Genomic DNA, 24,537 nt, shown 5'->3' on the forward strand with positions numbered 1-24,537 from the left:
ACGCAGCAAGGTCGGATTACGGGCATGCCGAGCCTAGGCGAGGCACCAAGTGGTGGGGCAAGAGCGCTTTGGTTACTTTCGCGCTTTTCGAAAGTGACCCGCCGTAAGGGCGGAACCATAAAGCCGCCGTTACCCAGTAACGGATATGTACACAAATCACTAAATGACCACCCCCATCTCACACTTTCTTACAGACCCCGCCCGCTATTTCATCACCGATTCCACAGTTGGAAAGCTTCTTGCAATAGGTCATATCAGGTCGCCATCGGCGTCAAAGTTTTGATTTAGTGCGCAGGTGAATAATCGGTGGAACGCTCTCAGTTAATCAGTAGCGCACGCAGCAATCTGGCAGGCCTCGGCCGTGGTCAGTTGGGCGTTCCGTTGTTGCTGTTGGTCATGATGGCAATGATGATGTTGCCCATCCCGCCGTTTCTGCTGGATGTGTTTTTCACATTCAACATTGCGTTGTCCATCGTGGTCCTGTTGGTCTGCGTATACGCACTGCGCCCACTCGATTTTTCGGTATTTCCGACCATTCTGCTGGTTGCCACGCTGTTGCGTCTCGCGCTCAACGTGGCCTCGACCCGCGTGGTCATGCTTCACGGTCAAGACGGTCACGCCGCTGCCGGTAAGGTGATTCAGGCTTTTGGTGAAGTGGTGATCGGTGGTAACTACGTCGTCGGTATCGTGGTTTTTGCCATCCTGATGATCATCAACTTCGTGGTAATCACCAAGGGTGCCGGGCGTATCTCCGAGGTGAGCGCGCGTTTCACCCTGGACGCCATGCCTGGCAAGCAAATGGCTATCGACGCCGATTTGAACGCTGGTTTGATCGATCAGCCAGAAGCCAAGCGTCGCCGTCTTGAAGTCGCTCAGGAGGCCGAGTTCTACGGTTCCATGGACGGTGCGAGCAAGTTTGTTCGTGGTGACGCCATCGCTGGTTTGCTGATCCTGTTTATCAACCTCATCGGCGGCATGCTGGTTGGCATGCTGCAGCACGGCATGACCTTCGCCGACGCTGGCAGGATTTACACGCTACTGACCATTGGTGACGGTTTGGTGGCGCAATTGCCATCACTGCTGTTGTCCACCGCCGCAGCAATCATGGTGACCCGTGCTTCCGGTTCGGAAGAAATGGGCAAAATGATTAACCGTCAGATGTTTACCTCGTGGAAAGCACTGGGTGTATCTGGCGCGATCATGATCGTGATGGGCCTGGTGCCAGGCATGCCGCACTTTTCCTTTATCAGCCTGGGCCTTGTTGCTTGCGGCATCGCTTACGTGCTGTGGAAGAAAGAGGACCGGGTCAAGGTCATGGCGCTGGAGGAGGTCAAGCGTCAGCAGGAGATGCTGCCGTCGCCAACTCGCGCTCAGGACTCCAAAGAATTGGGTTGGGATGATGTAACGCCGATCGATATGATTGGCCTGGAAGTGGGCTATCGCCTCATTCCGCTGGTGGACCGCAATCAGGGTGGTCAGCTCCTGGCGCGGATCAAGGGTGTGCGTAAGAAGCTTTCCCAAGAGTTGGGCTTCCTGATGCCAACCGTACACATTCGCGACAATCTGGATCTGGCGCCAAGTGCCTATCGTTTGACGCTAATGGGCGTGACGTTGGCAGAGGCAGAGATCTATCCCGACCGGGAACTGGCGATCAACCCTGGTCAGGTCTTCGGATCGTTGAACGGTATTACCGCCAAGGACCCGGCGTTTGGTCTGGAAGCGGTCTGGATTGAAATCAGCCAGCGTAGTCAGGCTCAATCGCTGGGTTACACCGTGGTGGATGCCAGTACTGTGGTCGCCACTCACCTGAACCAGATTCTCTACAAACACTCGCATGAGCTGATTGGTCATGAGGAAGTGCAGCAATTGATGCAATTGCTGGCTAAAGGCTCACCTAAACTGGCTGAAGAGCTCGTGCCTGGCATCCTTTCGTTGTCGGCTCTGCTCAAGGTATTGCAGGCGCTGCTGTCCGAGCAGGTCCCTGTACGGGATATCCGGACCATCGCCGAAGCTATCGCCAATAATGCTCAGCGGAGTCAAGATACCGCCGCATTGGTTGCTGCGGTTCGGGTCGGATTGAGCCGTGCAATCGTGCAAAGCATTGTAGGCATTGAGCCGGAGCTACCAGTTATCACGCTGGAGCCAAGGTTGGAACAGATATTGCTCAATAGTTTGCAGAAGGCTGGTCAGGGTCAGGAAGAAGGCGTTCTTCTGGAGCCAAGTATGGCGGAAAAACTTCAGCGTTCGCTGATCGACGCCGCCCAGCGTCAGGAGATGCAAGGCTTGCCAGTGATTCTGCTGGTAGCCGGCCCGGTTCGGGCCATGCTGTCGCGGTTTGGGCGGTTGGCTGTACCGAATATGCATGTGTTGGCGTATCAGGAAATTCCTGACAACAAGCAAGTAACCATCGTAGCGACTGTCGGGCCTAACGGCTGAGGTAGTGAGTCATGCAAGTTAAGCGATTTTTCGCCGCCGATATGCGTCAAGCCATGAAGCTGGTTCGTGATGAGCTGGGCGCAGAAGCGGCCATCATCGGCAACCGGCGAATCGCCGGTGGCGTCGAGCTGACTGCTGCCCTGGATTACAAGCTGTCTGCGCTCGCACCCCGTGTACCGAACATCGAGCTTGAGGACGAGTTGCGCAAAACCCAGTCGCGCATCGTCTCGGCCCAGGCTGAACTGAATAATCGTGGTGATAGCGACGGGGCAGTCAATCGGCAGTTGTTCGCCGGTTTGCCGCTTAATGCTGCTGACACCCACATCGAGCCGACGCTTGAAGAGCCGCCGCGTCCGTTCGCACAGCCGCAGGTTGCTCCGGCTGCTCCGGCTGCCAGCCAGCGCGGTTACGACTCGATGCGTTTTGAATTGAACGGCCTGCGTGAGCTGCTGGAAGTCCAGCTCGGCTCCCTGGCGTGGAATCAGTTGCAGGGCAGCCGTCCGGCACAGGCCAACCTGTGGCGTCGTCTGCAGCGTGTAGGGCTGTCTGGCCCTCTGTCCCGCGACCTGCTGGAGATGATTCCTGATATTGACGAGCCACGTCAGGCCTGGCGCATGTTGCTGGCTCATTTGGCCCGCATGATCGAAGTGCCTGACGTCGAGCCGCTTGAAGAGGGTGGTGTCATTGCAATGGTCGGCCCTGCCGGCATGGGCAAGACCACCACGCTCGCCAAACTGGCGGCGCGTTACGTACTCAAGTATGGCGCGCAGAACATTGCTCTGGTGAGCATGGACAGCTTCCGTATCGGTGCTCAGGAGCAGCTCAAGACATTGGGTCGTATTCTCAATGTGCCGGTGACTCACGTTGATCCTGGTCAATCACTGGCGCAGGCGCTGGACCCTCTGTTGCGCAAGCGTGTTGTGTTGATCGACACTGCGGGCCTGCAAGCCAGCGACCCGGCCTTGCGCATGCAGCTGGAAAGCCTGGCCGGGCGCGGTATCAAGTCGCGTAATTATCTGGTGCTGGCAACCACCAGCCAGAAACAGGTGCTCACTGCCGCGTATCACAGCTACAAACGCTGTGGTCTGGCCGGTTGCATCCTGACCAAGCTGGACGAAACCGCCAGCCTGGGCGAAGTACTCAGTCTTGCCATCAGTCATGAGTTGCCTGTGGCCTATCTGACCGATGGACCACGAATTCCTGATGATCTTCACCTGCCACGTCGGCACCAATTGGTGACGCGCGCGGTCAATGTGCAGATGCAAGAAGAGCCAAGCGAAGAGGCCATGGCGGATATGTTCGCCGACCTTTACCACAACCCCAACAAACGGGTCGGTTAAGTGATGCGAACAATTGAAACTTACCTGCGTCGATGGACTGCCTGGCACGGCTCTTCATTAAGCGTGTCGCCCGCAATCTGGCTTCGGTCTACGCAACACAAGGTAAAAAACTAACATGGGCAGCATGCATCCCGTACAGGTGATCGCGGTGACCGGCGGCAAGGGTGGCGTCGGTAAGACTAACGTGTCAGTGAACCTTTCGCTGGCCTTGGCCGAGCTTGGCCGGCGCGTCATGCTGCTGGACGCCGACCTTGGCCTGGCCAATGTCGATGTCCTTCTGGGGCTTACGCCCAAGCGCACCCTTGCTGATGTGATCGAAGGGCGCTGTGAGCTTCGCGACGTCTTGTTGCAAGGCCCGGGCGGGATTCGCATCGTGCCTGCTGCTTCCGGCACACAGAGCATGGTTCATCTGAGCCCGGCGCAGCACGCTGGCCTGATCCAGGCTTTCAGCGACATTGGCGATAATCTTGACGTATTGGTGATCGACACGGCCGCCGGTATCGGTGAGTCAGTGGTCAGCTTTGTCCGGGCCGCTCAGGAAGTGTTGCTGGTGGTGTGTGATGAGCCTACTTCCATCACCGACGCCTATGCCTTGATCAAGCTGCTCAACCGTGACTACGGGATGAACCGCTTCCGCGTTCTGGCCAACATGGCCCAGAGCCCGCAGGAAGGGCGCAACCTGTTCGCCAAGCTGACCAAAGTGACTGATCGTTTTCTGGATGTGGCCTTGCAGTATGTAGGCGCCGTACCTTACGACGAGTGCGTGCGTAAGGCTGTCCAGAAGCAACGTGCGGTATACGAAGCTTTTCCACGCTCCAAATGCTCCCTGGCGTTCAAGGCTATTGCGCAGAAGGTCGATACCTGGCCGCTGCCTGCCAACCCGCGTGGGCATCTCGAGTTCTTCGTTGAGCGACTGGTTTACCAGACAAGCGCAGGGCCTGTTCAATGACCGCGAGCGGCTATCAGATGTACAGCAAAGCGTCCCGGAACTCGCAATATGAGCTGATCGAGCGGTATGCTCCGCTCGTCAAGCGCATTGCGTACCACTTGCTGGCTCGTTTGCCAGCCAGTGTTCAGGTTGAAGACTTGATTCAGGCAGGCATGATCGGCTTGTTGGAAGTGTCCACCAAGTACGATTGCACCAAGGGTGCCAGTTTCGAGACCTATGCCGGGATTCGTATTCGCGGTGCGATGCTCGACGAAGTGCGTAAGGGAGACTGGGCGCCTCGCTCGGTTCACCGCAATACGCGCATGGTCAGTGACGCAATTCGCTCAATTGAAGCAAAAACAGGTCGCGACGCTAAAGATCATGAGGTTGCGGCCGAACTCCAATTGAGTCTCGATGATTATTACGGGATTTTGAACGATACCTTGGGCAGTCGCCTCTTCAGTTTCGACGACCTTTTGCAGGACGGCGAACATGAAGGACTGCATGAGGATGGCGCAAGCGGTTCGCTTGAGCCGTCGCGTGACCTGGAAGATGAACGCTTCCAGGCTGCGTTGGCAGATGCAATCGCCAACTTGCCGGAACGTGAACGTCTGGTTTTGGCGCTGTACTATGACGAGGAGCTGAACCTCAAGGAAATCGGTGAGGTCCTGGGGGTCAGTGAATCTCGAGTCAGCCAGTTACACAGCCAGTGCGCAGCTCGTTTACGAGGGCGTTTGGGAGAGTGGCGAGCGCGTTGACAGGTGGTACGTAATCCTTGGTGATTGCGTGTCGCGTGTGAGCAGGCTGTGCAAAGCGTTACGTGGGACAGTGGACAAGGCTGGAGCCATACAGGCATTCGCTCCACGGACTGTTAAAAGCAATAGCTTTCATGCAGCCCGTGGATTTGCTGTGCGGTTTCCATAGTTGTTGATTTACCAAGCCCGTCGTCGTTTTCGTGCAGCCAATGTGAGCTGTGCCAGTATTGATTGAACAGCGCGTTCAGGTGCTGAACGCGTCAAAGACTGCTTGGAGGTCGAATTGGACAAGAACATGAAAATCCTCATCGTTGATGACTTCTCAACGATGCGGCGGATCATTAAAAACCTGCTGCGTGATCTGGGCTTCACCAACACGTCCGAAGCCGATGACGGGCTTACCGCGTTGCCGATGCTGGAAAGCGGTTCCTTTGACTTTCTGGTAACGGACTGGAACATGCCCGGCATGACCGGTATCGACCTGCTGCGTAAAGTGCGTGCCGATGAGCGCCTCAAACACCTGCCGGTGTTGATGGTGACCGCAGAAGCCAAGCGCGACCAGATCATTGAAGCGGCTCAGGCCGGCGTCAATGGTTATGTCGTCAAGCCATTCACGGCTCAGGCGCTGAAAGAAAAGATCGACAAGATCTTTGAGCGCGTCAATAGCTGATGTATGCCGCGAGGGCTCTATGGAGAACAACGAAACGTCAATGGGCGAGTTTGAAGCGACCCTGAAAAAACACGCAAGCGAGCTCGTGACGAGCCTTGAAAAAGGCCGTTTCGGCGACGCTGTGCAACTGATCCATGAGCTTAACCAGGCTCGAGATCGTGGCCTGTATCAAGAAATCGGCAAGCTGACACGCGAGCTGCACAGTGCGATCGTCAATTTCCAGATTGACCCGAACATGCCGCAAGCTGAAGAAGTGTCCCAGATCACGGACGCCACCGAACGCCTGTCGTATGTTGTCAGGCTCACGGAAGGTGCGGCTAACCGCACCATGGACCTGGTCGAGGAAAGTACTCCGCTGATGCACAGTCTGAACGACGAGGCCAAGGCCTTGAGTGCGGACTGGGGGCGTTTCATGCGGCGTGAAGTCAGCGCTGAAGAGTTTCGTGAGCTGGCGCGCCGTGTTGATGGTTTCTTGACGCGCAGCGAAAAGGATACCCACCAGGTTTCCTCCAACCTCAACGACATTCTGTTGGCTCAGGACTTCCAGGACCTGACCGGCCAAGTGATCAAGCGCGTGACGCAATTGGTCACTGAAGTCGAGAGCAATCTGCTCAAACTGGTGCTCATGGCCAGTCACGTAGACCGCTTTGCGGGCATCGAACACGACGACGAATCCATCCGCGCAGAAAAAGATCCACAAAAACATATCAAACAGGGTGAAGGTCCGCAGATTCATGCCGATAAACGGGAAGACGTTGTGTCCGGACAGGACGATGTAGACGATCTGCTATCGAGCCTGGGCTTCTAAGTCTGGTCTGTTGACGGTTAATTTTAGGGAGCACCCCAATGAGCTTCGGCGCCGATGAAGAGATCCTTCAGGATTTTCTGGTAGAGGCCGGCGAAATTCTGGAGCAGTTGTCTGAACAGTTGGTCGAGCTGGAAAGCCGACCGGATGACGCAGATCTGCTCAATGCAATTTTTCGCGGTTTTCACACTGTAAAAGGGGGCGCCGGCTTCCTCCAGCTCCATGAGCTGGTGGAGTGCTGCCACATCGCCGAGAACGTCTTCGACATCCTGCGCAAGGGTGAGCGTCGCGTAGACTCGGAATTGATGGACGTGGTCCTTGAAGCGCTGGATGCGGTCAATGCGATGTTCAGCCAAGTGCGTGAGCGCAGTGAAGTAACTCCGGCTACACCGGAATTGCTGGCTGCACTGGCGCGTCTGGCAGAGCCAGCATCGGCTGACGAAGCGCCTGCTGAAGTCGTGGAGGAGGCGCCGGTTGAAGTCGTCGCTGAAGCGCCTTCGGACGAGATCACCGATACCGAATTCGAAAACCTGCTTGATTCGCTCAATGCAGCCAAGGAGCCAGCAGCAGTTGCTGCAGCGCCGGCAGCGACAGGCGAAGCCGCAAGTGACGAAATCACCGACTCGGAATTCGAATCGCTGCTCGACCAGTTGCATGGCAAAGGTCAGTTTGCTCCTGACGTAGCACCTGCTGCCGCTCCGGTAGCTGCCGCGCCCGCTGGCAAGGCTGAAAGCGGTGACATCACCGACGATGAATTCGAAGCGTTGCTTGATCAGTTGCACGGCAAAGGTTCATTCGATGCTAGCGGCGTCGCTGCCGCAGCCGCTCCGGCTCCGGCTCCTGCTGCCACTGCCTCTGCTGCATCGGCAGGCAAGGGTGATGAAATCACCGACAACGAATTTGAAGCGCTGCTTGATGAGCTGCACGGCAAAGGCAAGTTTGAGCCTGAAGTAGCCGCCAGTTCAGCGGCCGCTGCGGCAGTTGCTGCGCCCGCTAAAGCGGCAGCACCAGCGCCAGCGCCAGCAGCCAAGCCTGCTCCGGCCGCAGCTGCCAAACCAGCCGCTGCGCCAGCGCCTGCCAAAGCCGCTGCTCCTGCTCCTGCAGCGGTTAAAGCGGCTGCGCCACCTGCTGAAAAGCCGGTCGCATCCGAAGCCGAAACCACCGTTCGGGTCGACACTGCGCGCCTGGACGAGATCATGAACATGGTCGGCGAACTGGTGCTGGTGCGTAACCGTCTGGTGCGCCTGGGTCTTAATAGCGGCGACGAAGCCATGTCCAAGGCGGTTTCCAACCTTGATGTGGTAACGGCCGACTTGCAGACCGCGGTGATGAAGACCCGGATGCAGCCGATCAAGAAAGTGTTTGGCCGCTTCCCGCGACTCGTACGCGACCTGGCTCGTCAGCTCAAGAAAGAGATCAACCTGGAGCTGGTCGGTGAAGAGACCGATCTGGACAAGAACCTCGTAGAGGCGCTTGCCGATCCGCTGGTCCACTTGGTGCGCAACGCGGTCGACCACGGTGTCGAGACCCCGGAAGAGCGCGAAGCATCGGGCAAGCCTCGAGGCGGACGCGTTGTGCTGTCGGCCGAGCAGGAAGGCGATCACATCCTGTTGTCGATTTCCGATGACGGCAAGGGTATGGACCCTAACGTTCTGCGCTCCATTGCTGTGAAGCGAGGCGTGATGGACAAGGACGCTGCCGACCGCCTGAGCGATACCGACTGCTACAACCTGATTTTTGCGCCAGGCTTCTCGACCAAAACCGAGATTTCTGACGTATCGGGCCGTGGCGTGGGCATGGACGTGGTGAAAACCAAGATTGCTCAGCTCAACGGTACGATCAATATCTACTCGACCAAGGGGCAGGGGTCGAAGATTGTCATCAAGGTGCCGTTGACTCTGGCGATCATGCCGACCTTGATGGTAATGCTTGGCAACCAGGCTTTCGCCTTCCCGCTGGTCAACGTCAACGAGATCTTCCACCTTGACCTGTCAACCACTAATGTCGTCGATGGTCAGGAAGTCGTGATCGTTCGTGACAAGGCATTGCCGTTGTTCTACCTCAAGCGCTGGCTGGTCAGTTCTGCCGTTCACGAGGAGCAGCATGAAGGGCACGTGGTAATTCTTTCTGTTGGCACCCAGCGTATCGGCTTTGTCGTCGATCAGTTGGTGGGTCAAGAGGAAGTGGTTATCAAGCCGCTGGGCAAAATGCTGCAGGGAACTCCAGGCATGTCAGGCGCCACCATCACTGGTGACGGTCGCATTGCCTTGATCCTCGATGTGCCGAGTATGCTGAAGCGGTACGCTGCACGGCGTATCTGATTCTGGTGTCGCGGGCAGACAACTGCCCGTGACGCCTGGTCGGGCGGTGTCGAAACGCTGCGAACGGATGCGAAGGCAATAATAATGACGAGTCGCAGGCGCAGCTTGCACAAGCGCGTGTGTGCCTCGTGACTTTTTGAGGCGTGCTTCGGTCGGCCTTTTGTAGTCCCCCGAATCTCGTTTCAATGACGCGTCGCTAAGTCCAGTCGTTTCCGTGCGGCCTGTAATGGAGTGTTTATGGTAGTCAAGGTATTGGTGGTGGATGACTCCGGTTTCTTCCGCCGCCGCGTCACGGAAATTCTTTCTTCAGACCCAAATATCAAGGTTGTCGGTACCGCGAGCAACGGCAAGGAAGCGATTGATCTGGTGCTGTCGCTCAAGCCTGACGTGATTACCATGGACTACGAAATGCCCATGATGGATGGCATTACGGCCGTCCGCCAGATCATGCAGCGCAGTCCGACCCCGGTGCTGATGTTCTCCTCGCTCACTCACGAAGGTGCCCGCGTTACGCTGGATGCACTGGATGCGGGGGCCGTGGACTTCCTGCCCAAGAATTTCGAAGACATTTCGCGTAACCCGCAAAAGGTCAAACAACTGCTGTGCGAAAAAGTCCACAGCATCTCGCGCAGCAATCGCCGTGGCTTTGGCGGTTCGGCTCCGGCTCCGGCTGCTGCGCCTGCATTGACACCGACCGCAGCTCCTGCTCCGGCTACCAGCAGAACTGCAAGCCCGGCCCCGGCGCCAGCGCGTACAACAACTCCGCGTACTGCGGCTGCGCCTGCTCCGGCCACTCCGGCTGCAAGCAGCTCGCATGGGCCGTTGTCGGGTACGCCCAAGCGCAAGGCCTACAAACTGGTCGCTATCGGCACATCGACCGGTGGCCCGGTCGCCTTGCAGCGTGTGTTGACGCAACTGCCGGCCAACTTTCCGGCACCTATCGTCCTGATCCAGCATATGCCCGCAGCCTTCACCAAGGCGTTCGCCGAGCGTCTGGACAAGCTGTGCAAGATCAGCGTCAAGGAAGCGGAGGATGGTGACATCCTACGCCCAGGTCTGGCGCTGCTGGCACCTGGCGGTAAACAGATGATGATCGATGGCCGGGGGGCGGTGAAAATCCTTCCGGGTGACGAGCGTCTGAATTACAAACCTTGCGTGGATATCACGTTCGGTTCGGCTGCCAAATCCTACGGCGACAAAGTATTGGCAGTGGTGCTGACCGGTATGGGTGCTGACGGTCGCGAAGGTGCGCGTTTGCTCAAGCAGGGCGGTAGCAATGTCTGGGCTCAGGATGAAGCCAGCTGCGTGATCTATGGCATGCCAATGGCGATTGTCAAAGCTGACCTGGCAGATGCAATTTACAGTCTGGACGATATCGGCCGGCACCTGGTGGAGGCGTGCGTCTGATGGATGTTCTGAGTCTGATTGGTCTCATCCTCGCGTTTATTGCAATTGTCGGCGGTAACTATCTGGAAGGCGGGCATCTGTCCGCTTTGCTCAATGGTCCGGCGGCCTTGATTGTGATTGGCGGAACCCTGGCAGCTTCGATGCTGCAGGCGCCGATGAGCGCTTTCAAACGAGCTATTCAGATCGGCGGCTGGATTCTGTTTCCACCGCGAATCGATCTGGCGGGCGGTATCGATAGGGTAGTCAACTGGAGCATGACCGCCCGCAAAGAAGGGCTGCTGGGGCTTGAGTCCGTTGCCGATGCCGAACCCGATACCTACTCCCGTAAAGGCTTGCAGCTGCTGGTCGACGGTGCCGAGCCGCAAGCTATTCGCAGCATCCTGGAAGTCGACTTCCTGACTCAGGAGCACCGCGATATTCAGGCGGCCAAGGTTTTTGAAAGCATGGGCGGCTACGCGCCGACCATCGGCATCATTGGTGCTGTCATGGGCCTGATCCATGTGATGGGCAACCTGGCCGATCCAAGTCAGCTGGGTAGCGGTATCGCGGTGGCCTTCGTGGCAACCATTTACGGCGTTGCCTCGGCCAACCTGATCCTCTTGCCAGTCGCTAACAAGCTCAAGGGCATCGCGTTGCGCCAGTCGCGTTATCGCGAAATGCTTCTCGAAGGTCTGCTGTCCATCGCCGAGGGTGAAAACCCGCGCTCCATCGAACTCAAGCTGCAAGGCTTCATGGAGTAATACGCATGGCTCGACGTCGTCGACCCGAAGAGCACGAAAATCACGAGCGCTGGCTGGTGTCCTACGCGGACTTCATCACGCTGCTGTTCGCGTTTTTCGTCGTGATGTATTCGATTTCGTCTGTCAACGAAGGCAAGTACAAGATCCTTTCTGAAGCGTTGGTCGGTGTATTCAACGACTCCGAGCGCAGCATGAAACCGATCCCGATCGGTGAGCAGCGTCCGTTGTCGGTCAAGCCGGCCGAACCCCTGGTCAAGGACAGTGAGCAAGTCGACGCCGGTATCGGCCAGAGCGAGACCGATCCGCTCAAGGAAATTGCCGATGAAGTACGCGCGGGTTTTGGCGACTTGATCAAGTCCAATCAGATGACCGTGCGCGGCAATGAGCTGTGGATTGAAATCGAACTCAGTTCAGGCCTGTTGTTCGGCAGCGGCGATGCCATGCCCAGTGATAAAGCGTTCACGATCATCGAAAAAGTGGCGAAGATCATCAAGCCGTTCGACAACCCGATTCACGTCGAAGGTTTTACCGATGATCAGCCCATCAGCACTGCTCAATACCCGACTAACTGGGAGCTGTCTTCGGCGCGTTCGGCCAGTATCGTACGCATGCTCGCGATGGAAGGGGTCAATCCTTCCCGCCTGGCGTCCGTGGGGTACGGCGAGTTTCAGCCGGTAGCCTCCAATGCCACCGTTGAAGGCCGTGGCCGCAACCGCCGGGTCGTACTGGTGATCTCGCGCAATCTGGATGTGCGTCGCAGTTTGACCTCCACCGGCTCGGCCAATGCACAACCGGATGCCGCCATGCGCCGTGCTGGCACACAAACTGCACCTGCGCCTGTCAACCCGGCGGTGCGCAGCAATACCGTCAATTCTTCGTCACCCGTACGATAGTCGTTTCTCGGTATGGCCACCGCCATGGCGGGAGGAAGAGCACACATGAGAGTCTGGGCAGTAGCCAATCAAAAAGGTGGTGTCGGTAAAACCACTTCCACCATCGCGTTAGCCGGGCTGTTGGCCGAGGCGGGCAAGCGCGTGGTCGTGGTCGATCTGGATCCCCATGGCTCAATGACCAGTTATTTTGGTCACGACCCTGACAGCCTGGAACACAGTGTCTACGACTTGTTTTTGAACAAGGGCAGCATTCCTGACGGCTTGCCAGGTCAGTTACTGTTACCCACCAGCGACCAGCGTATTTCGCTGCTGCCGTCGAGTACTGCGCTGGCGACGCTTGAGCGCCAGACGCCCGGTCAGAATGGCCTGGGTCTGGTCATCGCCAAAAGCCTGGCGCAGCTTTGGCAGGAATTCGACTACGCGTTGATCGACAGCCCTCCTTTGTTGGGCGTGTTGATGGTCAACGCCTTGGCGGCCAGTCAGCAACTGGTAATCCCGGTGCAAACCGAGTTCCTGGCCGTTAAAGGCCTGGAGCGTATGGTCAACACCTTGGCGATGATCAACCGCTCACGCAAAACGCCGCTGCCGTACACCATCGTGCCGACACTGTTCGATCGGCGTACCCAGGCGTCCATGGGCACCCTGAAATTCCTGCGCGACAGTTTCCCCGAGCACGTCTGGAAAGCCTACGTGCCGGTGGATACCCGTTTGCGCGATGCCAGCCGCAAGGGTGTCACGCCTTCGCAGTTCGATAATAAAAGTCGCGCAGTGCTGGCCTATCGCGCTTTGCTCAAGCATTTACTGTCCGAACAACTCATGGCGCAGGTGGCCTGACATGAGCGTGTCGTCTTTATTTGCAGCAGGTACGCAGAACCATTCAAGTCGGGGCTTACATTGGCCGATAACTCTTTCAAGCGGTAATCGCGTTAATCATTGTGTGGCACCTGTATGAACCTGAACCGGCCTGTAGAGATAGCAACACGACCGCAGTTAGCCCTGCAGTCTTATCTGGATGCGCTGCTTCAGGACGCCACCGAAGATTTGCCCGAAGTATTGCCAGCTCAAGCGCAGCTCTCGGCCGAAGATGACTTTGAAGCGGCGGTGCGCGAGGAGCAGGAGCATGACAAACGCATGCAGGCTCTGGCGACACCGATCGCCGTCGCCGTGGCTGCTCCCGCGCCTGTTGCTGTACCGGTCGCTGTCGCTGCACCTGTGGCGGTGCCGGTTGCCGCGCCAGTGGTGGCACGGGTTGAAGTTGAAGTGGTGCCGCAAGTTGTAGAAGTGGTTCAGGTGCCTGAGGTCGAGTTGATCGAGCCGGTCGCCGAGGTTCATCTGGCTACTGCTGAACGCACACCAACACCGCCGCCTGCCAGCGACGGTCGGGCAGCCTGGGCAGAGGAGCCGTTTGAATGCCTGCTGTTTGATGTGGCCGGTCTGACGCTGGCGGTACCGCTGGTTTGCCTGGGGTCGATTTATCCTTTGGCCGGGCATGATTTGACGCCGCTGTTTGGCCAACCGGAATGGTTCCTCGGAATCCTGCCGAGCCAGAGCGGTAACCTGAAAGTCCTGGATACGGCGCGATGGATCATGCCGGATCGCTACCGCGATGATTTTCGCCAGGGCCTGCAGTATGTAATTTCGGTTCAAGGCTATGAATGGGGGTTGGCCGTACATCAGGTCAGCCGTTCGCTACGCCTCGACCCAAAAGAGATCAAATGGCGTACCCAGCGAGGGCAACGTCCCTGGTTGGCGGGCACAGTGATAGAGCACATGTGCGCCTTACTGGATGTTTCAGAATTGGCCGAGCTGATTGCCAGTGGCGCGGTCAAGCAGATGCACAAAACCAGATAATCAAGAGGGGGCGTACAGCACGCCTCCTGCACAGCACACACGCGAGGGGTTGGGGTTATGAAGAAGTCGTCCGCACAAGGTTCCGAAGATCCTATTCTGCAGTGGGTTACTTTCCGCCTGGATAACGAGTCTTACGGCATCAACGTGATGCAGGTTCAGGAAGTGCTGCGCTATACCGAGATCGCCCCCGTACCGGGCGCCCCAAGCTACGTGCTGGGCATCATCAACCTGCGCGGTAACGTTGTGACCGTGATCGACACGCGTCAGCGTTTTGGTCTGGCACCGGTTGAAGTCAGTGACAACACACGTATCGTGATCATCGAAGCCGACAAGCAAGTGGTCGGTATTCTGGTCGACAGCGTTGCTGAAGTGGTTTACCTGCGTCAGTCTGAGGTGGAAACTGCGCCTAACGTGGGCAACGACGAATCCGCCAAATTCATTCAGGGCGTCTGCAACAAGAACGGCGAGCTGTTGATCCTTGTTGAACTGGACAAGATGATGTCCGAAGAAGAGTGGTCCGAGCTGGAGAACATCTGATTGATTCTTGAGGTAGCTGTCATTTTCCTAGGGATTCTCTGGGTAGTGACCCTGGGTTTGTTCATCATGCACACCAAGCGCCAGCGTCAACTCGACCTTAAACGGGAAGAGATTGACGCTTTGCGTGACCAGCGCTTCCGGGAACTGGCCAGGCGGGTGGATCATTTCCAGAGTGGTACCGTCAAGATGGGTGAGGCCCTGCACGAGCTGCGGGCGATTGTCGGGCCTCTGCCCGACAAACTCACCGCGTTGGAGCAGCGTGATCCATCAACCCTGTCGTTCGCCCAGGCCGCACGCCTGGTCGGTATGGGGGCCAGCGTCGATGAGCTTACCCAGGCCTGTGGTTTGACTCAGGCAGAGGCTCAGTTGATGAGCAAGCTGCATAGTCATAATCAGGGCTAATCAAACAACTGTAGGAGGACACGAGCAACGCGAGGCCGCGAAGGCGGTTTACCTGATACGCCGCTATCGCGGCCTCGCGTTGCTCGTACGCTCCTACAGATCCGGTTTTTCGCTGCCTGCATCACCCCTCAAATCTTTGTTGCCTGTACCGACTCCATCGCGAGCAAGCTCACTCCTACAGGGGAATGCGTTCTACTGTAGGAGTGAGCTTGCTCGCGATGACTGTATGGCAGGCGGCATAAATTCAGCTGATTCGGCGCAAATCCATTACCACTTGGGCGTAATATCCCGCTCCACCGGCGGCGCATCCGGGTCCTGGCCCACCGGGAACTTGCCTTTCAAATGCCATGCAAAGGCAATGATCTCCGCGATGGTGCGATACAGCGGCTCTGGAATGCTGTCACCCAACTCCATGCGCGCCAGTAACTTGACCAGTTCGGCATTCTCATAAATCGGCACTTCATATTCCCGGGCAATCGCCAGGATAGCTTCGGCCAGTTGGTCATCACCTTTGGCGCTCAAGGTCGGAGTGTGGGTGCCGTCGTAAGTCAGCGCTATCGCCTGACGAGGGTTTTGGTCCGGTGTGCTCATCAGGCGTTCTCGTCGATCCAGCGTTGTTGAAGGGTCGTGCGCGGCCCCTGCGGCGGTACACCCTGACTGCAGGCCAACTCACCGACTTCCAGGCCGACTGCAATCAACCGCTCACGTAAGTAGGCCAGCTCACTGTTGATCAACTCTGCACTGTCGGCGCGCTCGGCCCAGAGCTGGCTTGATAACTTGCCCTTGAGCAGTTGCGCCTGAACCTGAAGCGCTCCAAGCGGCGACAGGTCAAAAGCCAGGTCAATCTTCCAGAGCTTATCCCGGACCTCCTTTGGCTCGCTATCGTCCTTGTCCTTGCTGTTTTCTTTCTCTGGTGTGTCTTCGCGCTGCACCTTGACCTGCATCGGTACGATTTCGTGGCCGTTACGCATGGGGATTTCCAGCTGCCAGGTGGTTTGCTGGTTACCGTCTGCGTTAATCCGCGTCTGTTCAAGGCTCGCCAGTTGATGGCTTTGCACACGCGAAACAGCCGCTGCGGCGAATTTGAGCAGAATTTCCAGATCGTCTTCTTTGCCGCCTTTTACGGCTCGCGAAGGCAATGGGAAGTGAATCGGCAGTGGCGGCGGCGCAACCAGTCCCATCGTTCCGAGGGCGCTGCGCAGAACGCCAGGCATCGTGCGGGTTAGCATATTGGACGCAGCTGCTGCGTCGTAGCTGGTATTGGCGGACAAACCGGGCAGCAACTGAGCAATAACCTGCATCAGGTTGGCCTTCATGTCTGGCATCGCCATCGGATTCAGGCCGCTCATTAGTTTGGCTTCCATGAACAGGCCGCTGGCATTGATCGCCTGCGCAACGACGCGCGGATTGCTCATCTGCTCGATGTCCGGCAAGTCCGCCAACAGCTGCTGAATGCTTGCCTGTAGCGGCGTAGAGGGTGCCGGTGCTGCAGAAGATGCCGACATCGGCGGCTGAAGATTACGCAGCGCATTGATCAGGACGTCCAGCGAGCCCTGACGGTTTTGCTGGGTAGTGAGCTGCTGAGTCACCGCCAATTGATCGAGGTTGTCAGGCAGCGGCACAAAGTTAAGGCTTTGGCTGCTTTGCACCTGAGCGCTCAGCAATGCACCGGGTCGCAGTGGCTGGGGGCTTTCTATACTTAGGCTAGTCCCTGCCAGGGTGGTATTGAGCAGAATCACGATAGACCGGTAGAGCGCCGGGGCAGATTGGGCACCGGCCAAAGCGGGGGCCGTGGGCACGCCGGATTGCGGTGCGCCCTGGCCGGTCAATTGGCTCACGGCGTTGGCGACCACCTGAGTGGTCAGCACCCTGGCTTGTAGCAGCGTGCCTTGCGGTAGCTGTTCGGTGTCGATACTGGTTTGTAGATTATTCAGAGCCGTATTGACCTGCTGCAGGCTCATGGTCAGCGAATTGGGTGAAGCTTGCGAGACTGACAGCGTGGTCCCGGGTGTGAGGGGGAGCGGGCTGGTAACGTTGACGCTGGTCTGCAAGCCGTTGCTCAGGGCCAGTTTGATCAGCAATTGGAAGTTCTGCTGCAACTGTTTGAGGGTAATCACCTCGGCTTCGACAGTCTCTCCCGGCTTTATAAGATTTTCCAGCGGCTGCAGCAGTTGAAGCACTTGAGCCGGGGAAAGACCCGCGCGTCCCAAGGCTGCTGCAGCGGTTGTCGGTTGGAGGCTGGTGATGTCACCTGTCATGGAATCGCGACCTGTTGAAAATGCCCTCTGGTGGCAGACATGCCATGTATAATGCGGCCCGCCTTAACGGCCTGCCAATACACGTGAAGTTGACAGTGTAACGGCCGTTTTAAAGCTGACTTGAACAGCCATTTCTTCAGACCGCACCTTCTTCACTGTGTTCTGATGCGACGACGCAGCACCGGGAACCCTGGATGATTCGTTCCATACCTCTTCTGCAAGCCTGCGACCTGGCGTGTGAACGCGACTGGCGGATGCTTTTCGAGCACCTTGATGTGCAAGTGCATGCCGGTGACATGTTGCAGATCAGCGGTCCCAACGGGAGCGGCAAGACCAGCTTGTTGCGCTTGCTTTCGGGGCTCATGCAGCCGACTTCCGGACAGGTACTCGTCAACGGTTTGCCGTTAAGCGAGCAGCGTGTCGAGCTGGCGCGCAATTTACTGTGGATCGGCCATGCTGCCGGCATCAAGGATTTACTCACGCCGGTAGAAAATCTTGCGTGGCTTTGCGCACTGCATCGTCCAGTCGAATCAGTGGCCATCTGGCAAGCACTCGAGGCTGTCGGGCTACGCGGTTTCGAGGATGTACCTTGCTATACGTTATCGGCCGGCCAACAGCGGCGCGTCGCGCTGGCCCGTTTGTATCTGGACAGCCCGCCGATCTGGATCCTCGACGAGCCGTTCACTGCCCTGGACAAGCAAGGTGTCGCGCAACTGGAAGAACATCTGGCCGGGCACTGCGAGCGAGGCGGGATGATCGTATTGACCACTCACCACACCTTGAGCCGCATACCGGTCGGTTACCGCGATATTGATCTGGGGCAATGGGCCGTATGAGTCATGTGTTTACCCTGCTGGTTGCGCGCGAGGCACGCTTGCTGTTCAGACGTCCCGCCGAGCTGGCCAACCCGTTAGTGTTTTTTGCCATTGTCATAGCCCTGTTCCCGCTGGCCGTCGGCCCGGAGACACAGCTGTTGCAAACCTTGTCTCCGGGGTTAGTCTGGGTCGCTGCATTGTTATCGGTTCTGCTCTCGCTGGACGGCCTGTTTCGAAGTGATTTCGAAGACGGTTCACTGGAGCAATGGGTGCTGTCCTCGCATTCGCTGGCGCTGCTGGTTCTGGCCAAAGTGCTGGCACATTGGACCTTTTCCGGTCTGGCACTGGTATTGTTGGCGCCGCTGCTGGCCTTGATGCTCGGTTTGCCGACGCAGTGCCTGCCTGTTTTGTTGCTGTCACTGCTGCTCGGGACGCCGGTATTGAGTCTGCTCGGTGCAGTAGGCGCGGCATTGACGGTGGGCTTGAAGCGCGGCGGCTTGCTGCTGGCCCTGTTGATCCTGCCGTTGTACATCCCGGTTCTGATTCTGGGGAGTGGCGCTCTGCAAGCGGCACTGCAAGGTATGCCTGCGACCGGCTACCTGCTCTGGCTCGGCAGCCTGACCGCCCTGGCGGTCACCCTGACACCCTTTGCAATAGCCGCTGGCCTGAAGATCAGCGTCGGCGAATAATTGAGGTTATGCCTGACTAAGCGGTTCAGTCAGCAGCAAACCCGAGCGACACCGTGAGAAGGCAGCTTGATGAAAGGCAGCGTAATGAAAGACAACGCTAAACGCGGGTTGAGTTGGGCCTGGTTCCACAAGCTCGGCTCACCTAAATGGTTTTACGGCATCAGCGCACGCCTGCTGCCCTGGTTGAGTATTGCCGCGGTGTTGCTGATCGGCATCGGCGTCGTCTGGGGCCTGGCCTTTGCGCCGCCCGATTACCAGCAAGGCAATAGCTTCCGGATCATCTATATCCATGTGCCCGCGGCGATGCTCGCCCAGTCCTGTTACGTGATGCTGGCGGTCTGCGGTGTAGTCGGGCTGGTGTGGAAGATGAAGCTGGCCGACGTTGCCCTGCAAAGCGCCGCACCCATTGGCGCCTGGATGACCGCCCTGGCGCTGGTCAGCGGCGCCATCTGGGGCAAACCGACCTGGGGTTCATGGTGGGTCTGGGATGCGCGCCTCACCTCAATGCTGATTCTGCTGTTTCTATACTTCGGTCTGATTGCCCTGGGCAACGCCATCAGTAATCGTGACAGCGCCGCCAAGGCCTGTGCCGTGCTGGCCATTGTGGGTGTGATCAATATTCCAATCATCAAGTACTCGGTGGAGTGGTGGAACACCCTCCATCAAGGCGCAACGTTCAGCCTGACCGAAAAACCGGCCATGCCCGCCGAAATGTGGCTGCCGCTGCTGTTCACGGTGCTGGGGTTCTATTGCTTCTTCGGCGCGGTGCTACTGCTGCGCATGCGGCTTGAAGTGCTCAAGCGTGAGGCGCGCGCCAGTTGGGTCAAGGCCGAGGTACTCAAGTCCCTGGGTCAATCGCCAGCCAAGGGGAGGCACAATGAAATTTGATTCATTCGGCGAATTTCTGGCCATGGGTCATCATGGTCTGTTCGTCTGGTCGGCCTATGGCATCTGTTTCACGGTGCTGGCGATCAATGTGGCGTTGCCGTTGCTGGCACGTCGGCGTTACCTGCAACAAGAGGCGCGTCGCCTGCGCTGGGAGAAACAGAAGTGAATCCGCTGCGTAAAAAGCGCCTGTTGATCATCGTTGCGATTCTCGCCGGTGTCAGCATCGCCGTCACTCTGGCCTTGAGTGCCCTTAAAGAGAACATCAACCTGTTCTACACCCCGACCCAGATCGCCAACGGCGAAGCGCCGCTGGATACCCGTATTCGTGCGGGCGGTATGGTGGAAAAAGGCTCTTTGCAGCGTTCCACCGACTCGCTGGACGTGAAGTTCGTCGTTACCGATTTCAACAAGGCGGTGACCATCACCTATCGCGGCATCCTGCCGGATCTGTTCCGCGAAGGGCAGGGCATTGTTGCTCTTGGCAAGCTCACCGCAGACGGCGTGGTCGTCGCCGATGAAGTGCTGGCCAAGCACGATGAAAAATACATGCCGCCGGAAGTCACCAAGGCGCTCAAGGAAAGCGGTCAACCCGCCCCGATTTCCTCAACACCATCGAAGCAGGGCTGATCATGATTCCTGAACTCGGCCATCTGGCCATGATTCTGGCGCTTTGCTTCGCCGTCGTGCAGGCCAGCGTGCCGTTGGTTGGCGCGTGGCGCGGCGACCGGATGTGGATGGGCCTGGCGCAACCGGCTGCCTGGGGGCAATTCAGCTTTCTGGTCTTCGCCTTTGGTTGCCTGACCTATGCCTTCATGACCGACGACTTTTCCGTGGCCTATGTCGCTGAAAACTCCAACAGCGCCTTGCCCTGGTACTACAAGTTCAGCGCGGTCTGGGGGGCACACGAAGGCTCGTTGTTGCTCTGGGCTTTGATTCTTGGTGCCTGGACCTTCGCCGTTTCGGTGTTTTCCCGACAGTTGCCGCAAGTGATGCTGGCCCGAGTGCTGGCAGTCATGGGCATGATCAGCGTTGGTTTTATGCTGTTTCTGATTCTGACCTCCAACCCGTTTTCACGGATCCTGCCGCAAGTGCCCGCCAACGGCCGCGACCTGAATCCGCTGCTGCAGGATATCGGCCTGATCGTCCATCCGCCGATGCTCTACATGGGCTATGTCGGTTTCTCGGTGGCGTTCGCATTTGCTATCGCCGCCTTACTGGGCGGACGACTTGATGCCGCATGGGCACGTTGGTCACGGCCTTGGACCATTGTTGCCTGGGCATTCCTGGGGATTGGTATCACCCTGGGATCATGGTGGGCCTATTACGAGCTTGGCTGGGGCGGCTGGTGGTTTTGGGACCCGGTAGAAAATGCCTCGTTCATGCCATGGCTGGTTGGCACTGCGCTGATTCACTCCTTGGCCGTGACCGAAAAGCGTGGCGTTTTCAAAAGCTGGACGGTATTGCTGGCCATCGCTGCGTTTTCCCTGAGCCTGCTGGGGACATTCCTGGTCCGTTCCGGCGTGCTGACCTCGGTGCATGCTTTCGCATCCGATCCCGAGCGCGGCGTGTTCATCCTGATCTTCCTGCTGTTCGTGGTCGGCGGTTCGCTGACCCTGTTTGCCTTCCGCGCGCCGGTGGTCAAAAGCCACGTTGGCTTCGGCCTGTGGTCCCGGGAAACACTGCTGCTGGGCAACAACCTGGTGCTGGTGGTGGCTGCATCGATGATTCTGCTCGGCACGCTGTATCCACTGGTCCTTGATGCCATGAGTGGGGCGAAGATGTCGGTCGGCCCACCTTATTTCAACGCGCTGTTCGTGCCGTTGATGGGCTTGCTCATGGTGGTCATGGCGATTGGTGTGCTGGTGCGCTGGAAAGATACTCCAGTCAAATGGCTGGCCAGCATGCTTGCGCCGGTACTGATAGGCAGCGCTGTGCTTGCGGTGATTGCCGGTTTTGCCATGGATGATTTCCACTGGGCGGTCATGGCCACTTTCATGCTGGCTGCCTGGGTGTTGCTGGCGGGTGTTCGCGATCTGTTGGACAAGACCCGCCACAAAGGTTTGATCAAAGGCTCACGCAGTCTGACCCGCAGTTACTGGGGCATGCAGCTTGCCCATATCGGCATTGCGGTGTGCGCTCTGGGCGTGGTGCTGTCCAGCCAGAACAGTGCCGAGCGCGATTTGCGTCTGTCTCCGGGTGAGTCCGTGGAACTGGGCGGCTACACGTTCGTGTTCGAAGGCGCCCGGCACTATCAGGGCCCCAACTTCACGTCGGATCGCGGCACCGTTCGCGTGCTTGAGGACGGTAAGCAAGTAACCATCCTGCATCCCGAAAAACGCCTGTACACCGTGCAGCAATCGATGATGACCGAGGCGGGTATTGACGCCGGTTTTACTCGAGATCTGTATGTGGCCATGGGCGAGCCGCTGGGCGATGGCGCCTGGGCGGTGCGGGTCCACGTCAAACCGTTCGTGCGCTGGATCTGGTTCGGCGGGCTGATCACCGCATTGGGTGGCGCACTGGCAGCGATGGACAAGCGTTATCGGGTCAAAGTCAAAAGCAAGGTACGTGATGCCTTGGGCCTGGAGGCTGCGGTATGAGGCGCTGGATGATGCTTTTGCCGCTGGCGCTGTTCCTTGGCGTTGCGGTGTTTCTCTATCGCGGTCTGTATCTGGACCCGGCCGAGCTGCCCTCGGCGCTGATCGACAAGCCGTTCCCGGAGTTCTCCCTGCGGGATGTGCAAAGCGACCGGATCATCACCCGTGCTGACCTGCTGGGCAAACCGGCATTGGTCAATGTCTGGGGGACCTGGTGCGTCGCGTGTCGGGTCGAACATCCGGTGCTTAACAAACTGGCGCAGCAGGGCGTGGTGATCTACGGCATCAACTACAAGGACGTCAATGCAGACGCCTTGAAGTGGCTCAAGGATTTCCATAATCCGTACCAGCTGAACATCCGTGATGACGAAGGCAGCCTCGGTTTGAACCTGGGTGTTTATGGCGCACCGGAAACCTTCCTGATCGACAGCAAAGGCATCATTCGCCACAAGTTTGTCGGTGTTGTCGACGAAACCGTTTGGCGTGAACAGCTGGCAGGCTTGTATCAGGGCCTTGTAGATGAGGCGCGTCAATGAAGCGTTTTATAGCCGCAGCTGCTTTCAGCCTGGGCATTATCAGCGTGGCCCACGCCGCCATCGACGCCTATGAGTTTCGTGACGACGCTGAACGCGCACGTTATGCCGAGTTGACCAGAGAACTGCGTTGCCCCAAGTGCCAGAATCAGGACATCGCCGACTCCAACGCGCCGATCGCTGCTGACCTGCGCAAGGAAATCTTCCGCATGCTTGGCGAAGGGCAGACCAATCAGCAGATTATTGACTTCATGGTCGACCGCTACGGCGATTTTGTGCGTTACAAGCCTGCCTTGACCGCCAAAACCTGGCTGCTGTGGTTCGGGCCAGCCGGGTTGCTGGTGGGCGGAATGGTTGTGATAGGTGTGATTGTCGTGCGTCGTCGTGGCCAAGGCCGCGAGGAAAACGATGCGCTTTCCGACGGGGAGCGTCAGCGCCTCGCAAATCTGCTGGATAAAAACCGCGAATGATTGATTTCTGGCTAGCTGCCGGCCTGCTGTTGCTGGTGGCCATGAGTTTTCTGCTGATCCCTGTACTGCGTGGCCGTCGCGCTCAAAGCGAAGAAGACCGTACCGCACTCAACGTAGCCCTTTATCAGGAGCGGGTTGCTGAACTGCAAGGTCAGCAGGAGGAGGGCGTATTGTCCTCGACGCAAATGGACAGCAGCCGTGCCGAAGCGGCTCGTGAGTTGCTGGCAGACACCGAAGGTGCTGAACCGCTGCGCACTTCGCGTCTGGGCAAGACCTTGCCACTGCTGGCTGCGTTTCTGGTGCCGTTGATGGGCATCGGTCTTTATATGCATTTTGGTGCCAGCGACAAAGTCGAACTGACCCGTGAGTTCGCCCAGCCACCCGGTTCAATTGCAGAGATGACCAACCGCCTGGAGCGTGCCGTCAAAGCTCAGCCGGATTCAGCCGAAGGCTTGTACTTCCTGGCGCGCACTTATATGGCTCAAGACCGACCGGCCGATGCCGCCGCGATGTTCGAGCGTGCAGTCGCGCTGGCAGGGCGGCAGGCCGAATTACTAGGCCAGTGGGCCCAGGCGTTGTACTTCGCCAACGGCAAAAAATTCAGCCCGCAGGTGCAGGCACTGACCAACGAAGCGTTGCAGGCCGATCCAAAGGAAGTCACCAGTCTGGGGCTGTTGGGGATTGCCGCCTTCGAAAGCCAGCATTATCAGCAGGCCGTAGATTATTGGAAGCGCCTGTTGGCTGTGCTGCCTGCACAGGATCCATCGCGGCAAGCACTGGAAGGCGGCATTGCCCGCGCTACTGAAAAGCTCGCTGAAAGCGGTGGCAAGATTGAACAGCCTGCGGCGGCTGTCAGTAAAACGGCCTCGATTAAAGTGCGTGTCGATCTGGCCGCTGACCTGAAAGCCAAAGTCGCGCCGGGTGACAGCGTATTCATCTTCGCCCGCGCGGTGGGTGGCCCTCCGGCACCGTTGGCGGTAAAACGAGTGACCGTGGCTGACTTGCCCACTGAGGTCGAACTGGGCGATGCCGACGCGATGATGCCGCAACTGAAACTGTCGAACTTTCCGGAAGTCCAACTCGTGGCGCGGATATCCCGTGCAGGTCAGCCGACCACAGGCGAGTGGATCGGCCGCAGCAAGCCACTGTCGAGCAATACCACGGCCTTGCAGGCACTGACCATCGACAGCCCTGATCAGTAG

General features: G+C 58.0%; 25 protein-coding genes. 23 read left to right on the top strand and 2 right to left on the bottom strand.

Annotated features, from left to right (window positions below):
• The first annotated feature begins 306 nt into the window (after positions 1–306).
• The 14 genes from flhA (at position 307) to AUC60_RS11295 (ending at position 15,085) form a co-directional block, all read left to right on the top strand.
• Positions 307–2,436, top strand: a complete 2,130-nt coding sequence (gene flhA / locus AUC60_RS11230) for a flagellar biosynthesis protein FlhA (protein ID WP_087266801.1) — start codon at positions 307–309, stop codon at positions 2,434–2,436.
• 11 nt (positions 2,437–2,447) lie between these two features.
• Positions 2,448–3,776, top strand: a complete 1,329-nt coding sequence (flhF, locus tag AUC60_RS11235; RefSeq protein WP_087266805.1) for a flagellar biosynthesis GTPase FlhF — start codon at positions 2,448–2,450, stop codon at positions 3,774–3,776.
• 115 nt (positions 3,777–3,891) lie between these two features.
• Entirely contained in the window at positions 3,892–4,725 is an 834-nt protein-coding gene (gene fleN, locus AUC60_RS11240) for a flagellar synthesis regulator FleN (protein WP_087266807.1), read from the top strand.
• Positions 4,722–5,462, top strand: a complete 741-nt coding sequence (gene fliA, locus AUC60_RS11245) for an RNA polymerase sigma factor FliA (protein WP_027898771.1) — start codon at positions 4,722–4,724, stop codon at positions 5,460–5,462. Before fleN ends, fliA begins: the two co-directional genes overlap by 4 nt.
• 292 nt (positions 5,463–5,754) lie before the next feature.
• On the top strand, positions 5,755–6,129 hold the full coding sequence (locus AUC60_RS11250; protein WP_176469940.1) for a chemotaxis response regulator CheY: 375 nt from the start codon (positions 5,755–5,757) through the stop codon (positions 6,127–6,129).
• 19 nt (positions 6,130–6,148) lie between these two features.
• Complete coding sequence (locus AUC60_RS11255; RefSeq protein ID WP_087266810.1) at positions 6,149–6,937, top strand: protein phosphatase CheZ; 789 nt, start codon at positions 6,149–6,151, stop codon at positions 6,935–6,937.
• A gap of 38 nt (positions 6,938–6,975) precedes the next feature.
• Positions 6,976–9,255, top strand: a complete 2,280-nt coding sequence (locus AUC60_RS11260) for a chemotaxis protein CheA (RefSeq protein WP_087266813.1) — start codon at positions 6,976–6,978, stop codon at positions 9,253–9,255.
• Positions 9,256–9,492: 237 nt separating this feature from the next.
• Positions 9,493–10,662 (top strand): protein-glutamate methylesterase/protein-glutamine glutaminase, encoded by a 1,170-nt coding sequence (locus tag AUC60_RS11265; RefSeq protein WP_087266818.1) that lies wholly within the window; start codon positions 9,493–9,495, stop codon positions 10,660–10,662.
• Positions 10,662–11,402, top strand: a complete 741-nt coding sequence (locus AUC60_RS11270; RefSeq protein ID WP_087266822.1) for a flagellar motor protein — start codon at positions 10,662–10,664, stop codon at positions 11,400–11,402. Before AUC60_RS11265 ends, AUC60_RS11270 begins: the two co-directional genes overlap by 1 nt.
• 5 nt (positions 11,403–11,407) lie before the next feature.
• Complete coding sequence (gene motD / locus AUC60_RS11275; RefSeq protein ID WP_087266825.1) at positions 11,408–12,295, top strand: flagellar motor protein MotD; 888 nt, start codon at positions 11,408–11,410, stop codon at positions 12,293–12,295.
• 45 nt (positions 12,296–12,340) lie between these two features.
• Positions 12,341–13,129 (top strand): ParA family protein, encoded by a 789-nt coding sequence (locus AUC60_RS11280; RefSeq protein WP_087266829.1) that lies wholly within the window; start codon positions 12,341–12,343, stop codon positions 13,127–13,129.
• Between the two features lie 114 nt (positions 13,130–13,243).
• Complete coding sequence (locus AUC60_RS11285) at positions 13,244–14,146, top strand: CheW domain-containing protein (RefSeq protein WP_087266832.1); 903 nt, start codon at positions 13,244–13,246, stop codon at positions 14,144–14,146.
• A 57-nt stretch (positions 14,147–14,203) separates the two neighbouring features.
• Positions 14,204–14,683, top strand: coding sequence for a chemotaxis protein CheW (locus tag AUC60_RS11290; protein WP_087266835.1), 480 nt, complete (start codon positions 14,204–14,206; stop codon positions 14,681–14,683).
• On the top strand, positions 14,684–15,085 hold the full coding sequence (locus AUC60_RS11295; protein WP_087266840.1) for a DUF2802 domain-containing protein: 402 nt from the start codon (positions 14,684–14,686) through the stop codon (positions 15,083–15,085).
• Between the two features lie 267 nt (positions 15,086–15,352).
• Here AUC60_RS11295 and AUC60_RS11300 read toward each other — a convergent pair whose 3' ends face one another.
• Positions 15,353–15,676, bottom strand: coding sequence for an EscU/YscU/HrcU family type III secretion system export apparatus switch protein (locus AUC60_RS11300; RefSeq protein ID WP_087266842.1), 324 nt, complete (start codon positions 15,674–15,676; stop codon positions 15,353–15,355).
• Entirely contained in the window at positions 15,676–17,343 is a 1,668-nt protein-coding gene (gene fliK / locus AUC60_RS11305; RefSeq protein ID WP_087266845.1) for a flagellar hook-length control protein FliK, read from the bottom strand. Before fliK ends, AUC60_RS11300 begins: the two co-directional genes overlap by 1 nt.
• A 194-nt stretch (positions 17,344–17,537) precedes the next feature.
• On the opposite strand from fliK, the gene ccmA reads away from it, so the two are divergent.
• The 9 genes from ccmA (at position 17,538) to ccmI (ending at position 24,537) form a co-directional block, all read left to right on the top strand.
• Entirely contained in the window at positions 17,538–18,179 is a 642-nt protein-coding gene (ccmA, locus tag AUC60_RS11310) for a cytochrome c biogenesis heme-transporting ATPase CcmA (protein ID WP_087266849.1), read from the top strand.
• Positions 18,176–18,847, top strand: a complete 672-nt coding sequence (gene ccmB / locus AUC60_RS11315) for a heme exporter protein CcmB (RefSeq protein ID WP_087267367.1) — start codon at positions 18,176–18,178, stop codon at positions 18,845–18,847. Before ccmA ends, ccmB begins: the two co-directional genes overlap by 4 nt.
• 84 nt (positions 18,848–18,931) lie before the next feature.
• Positions 18,932–19,735, top strand: a complete 804-nt coding sequence (locus AUC60_RS11320; RefSeq protein WP_087267371.1) for a heme ABC transporter permease — start codon at positions 18,932–18,934, stop codon at positions 19,733–19,735.
• Positions 19,725–19,901, top strand: a complete 177-nt coding sequence (gene ccmD / locus AUC60_RS11325) for a heme exporter protein CcmD (RefSeq protein WP_087266852.1) — start codon at positions 19,725–19,727, stop codon at positions 19,899–19,901. The genes AUC60_RS11320 and ccmD overlap by 11 nt, the downstream gene beginning before the upstream one ends.
• Positions 19,898–20,362, top strand: coding sequence for a cytochrome c maturation protein CcmE (gene ccmE / locus AUC60_RS11330; RefSeq protein ID WP_087266854.1), 465 nt, complete (start codon positions 19,898–19,900; stop codon positions 20,360–20,362). Before ccmD ends, ccmE begins: the two co-directional genes overlap by 4 nt.
• 2 nt (positions 20,363–20,364) lie before the next feature.
• The gene (locus AUC60_RS11335) at positions 20,365–22,335 is read left to right on the top strand and encodes a heme lyase CcmF/NrfE family subunit (protein WP_087266857.1); all 1,971 of its coding nucleotides are present in this window, start codon (positions 20,365–20,367) and stop codon (positions 22,333–22,335) included.
• Positions 22,332–22,868, top strand: a complete 537-nt coding sequence (locus tag AUC60_RS11340) for a DsbE family thiol:disulfide interchange protein (protein WP_087266861.1) — start codon at positions 22,332–22,334, stop codon at positions 22,866–22,868. The genes AUC60_RS11335 and AUC60_RS11340 overlap by 4 nt, the downstream gene beginning before the upstream one ends.
• Positions 22,865–23,335: a cytochrome c-type biogenesis protein gene (locus AUC60_RS11345; protein ID WP_087266864.1), complete on the top strand. Its 471-nt coding sequence runs from the start codon at positions 22,865–22,867 to the stop codon at positions 23,333–23,335. Before AUC60_RS11340 ends, AUC60_RS11345 begins: the two co-directional genes overlap by 4 nt.
• Positions 23,332–24,537 carry a c-type cytochrome biogenesis protein CcmI gene (ccmI, locus tag AUC60_RS11350; RefSeq protein ID WP_087266868.1) on the top strand — a complete coding sequence of 402 codons (1,206 nt, stop codon included), beginning with the start codon at positions 23,332–23,334 and terminating at the stop codon, positions 24,535–24,537. Before AUC60_RS11345 ends, ccmI begins: the two co-directional genes overlap by 4 nt.

It is taken from the genome of Pseudomonas caspiana, assembly GCF_002158995.1.
Classification (GTDB): domain Bacteria; phylum Pseudomonadota; class Gammaproteobacteria; order Pseudomonadales; family Pseudomonadaceae; genus Aquipseudomonas; species Aquipseudomonas caspiana.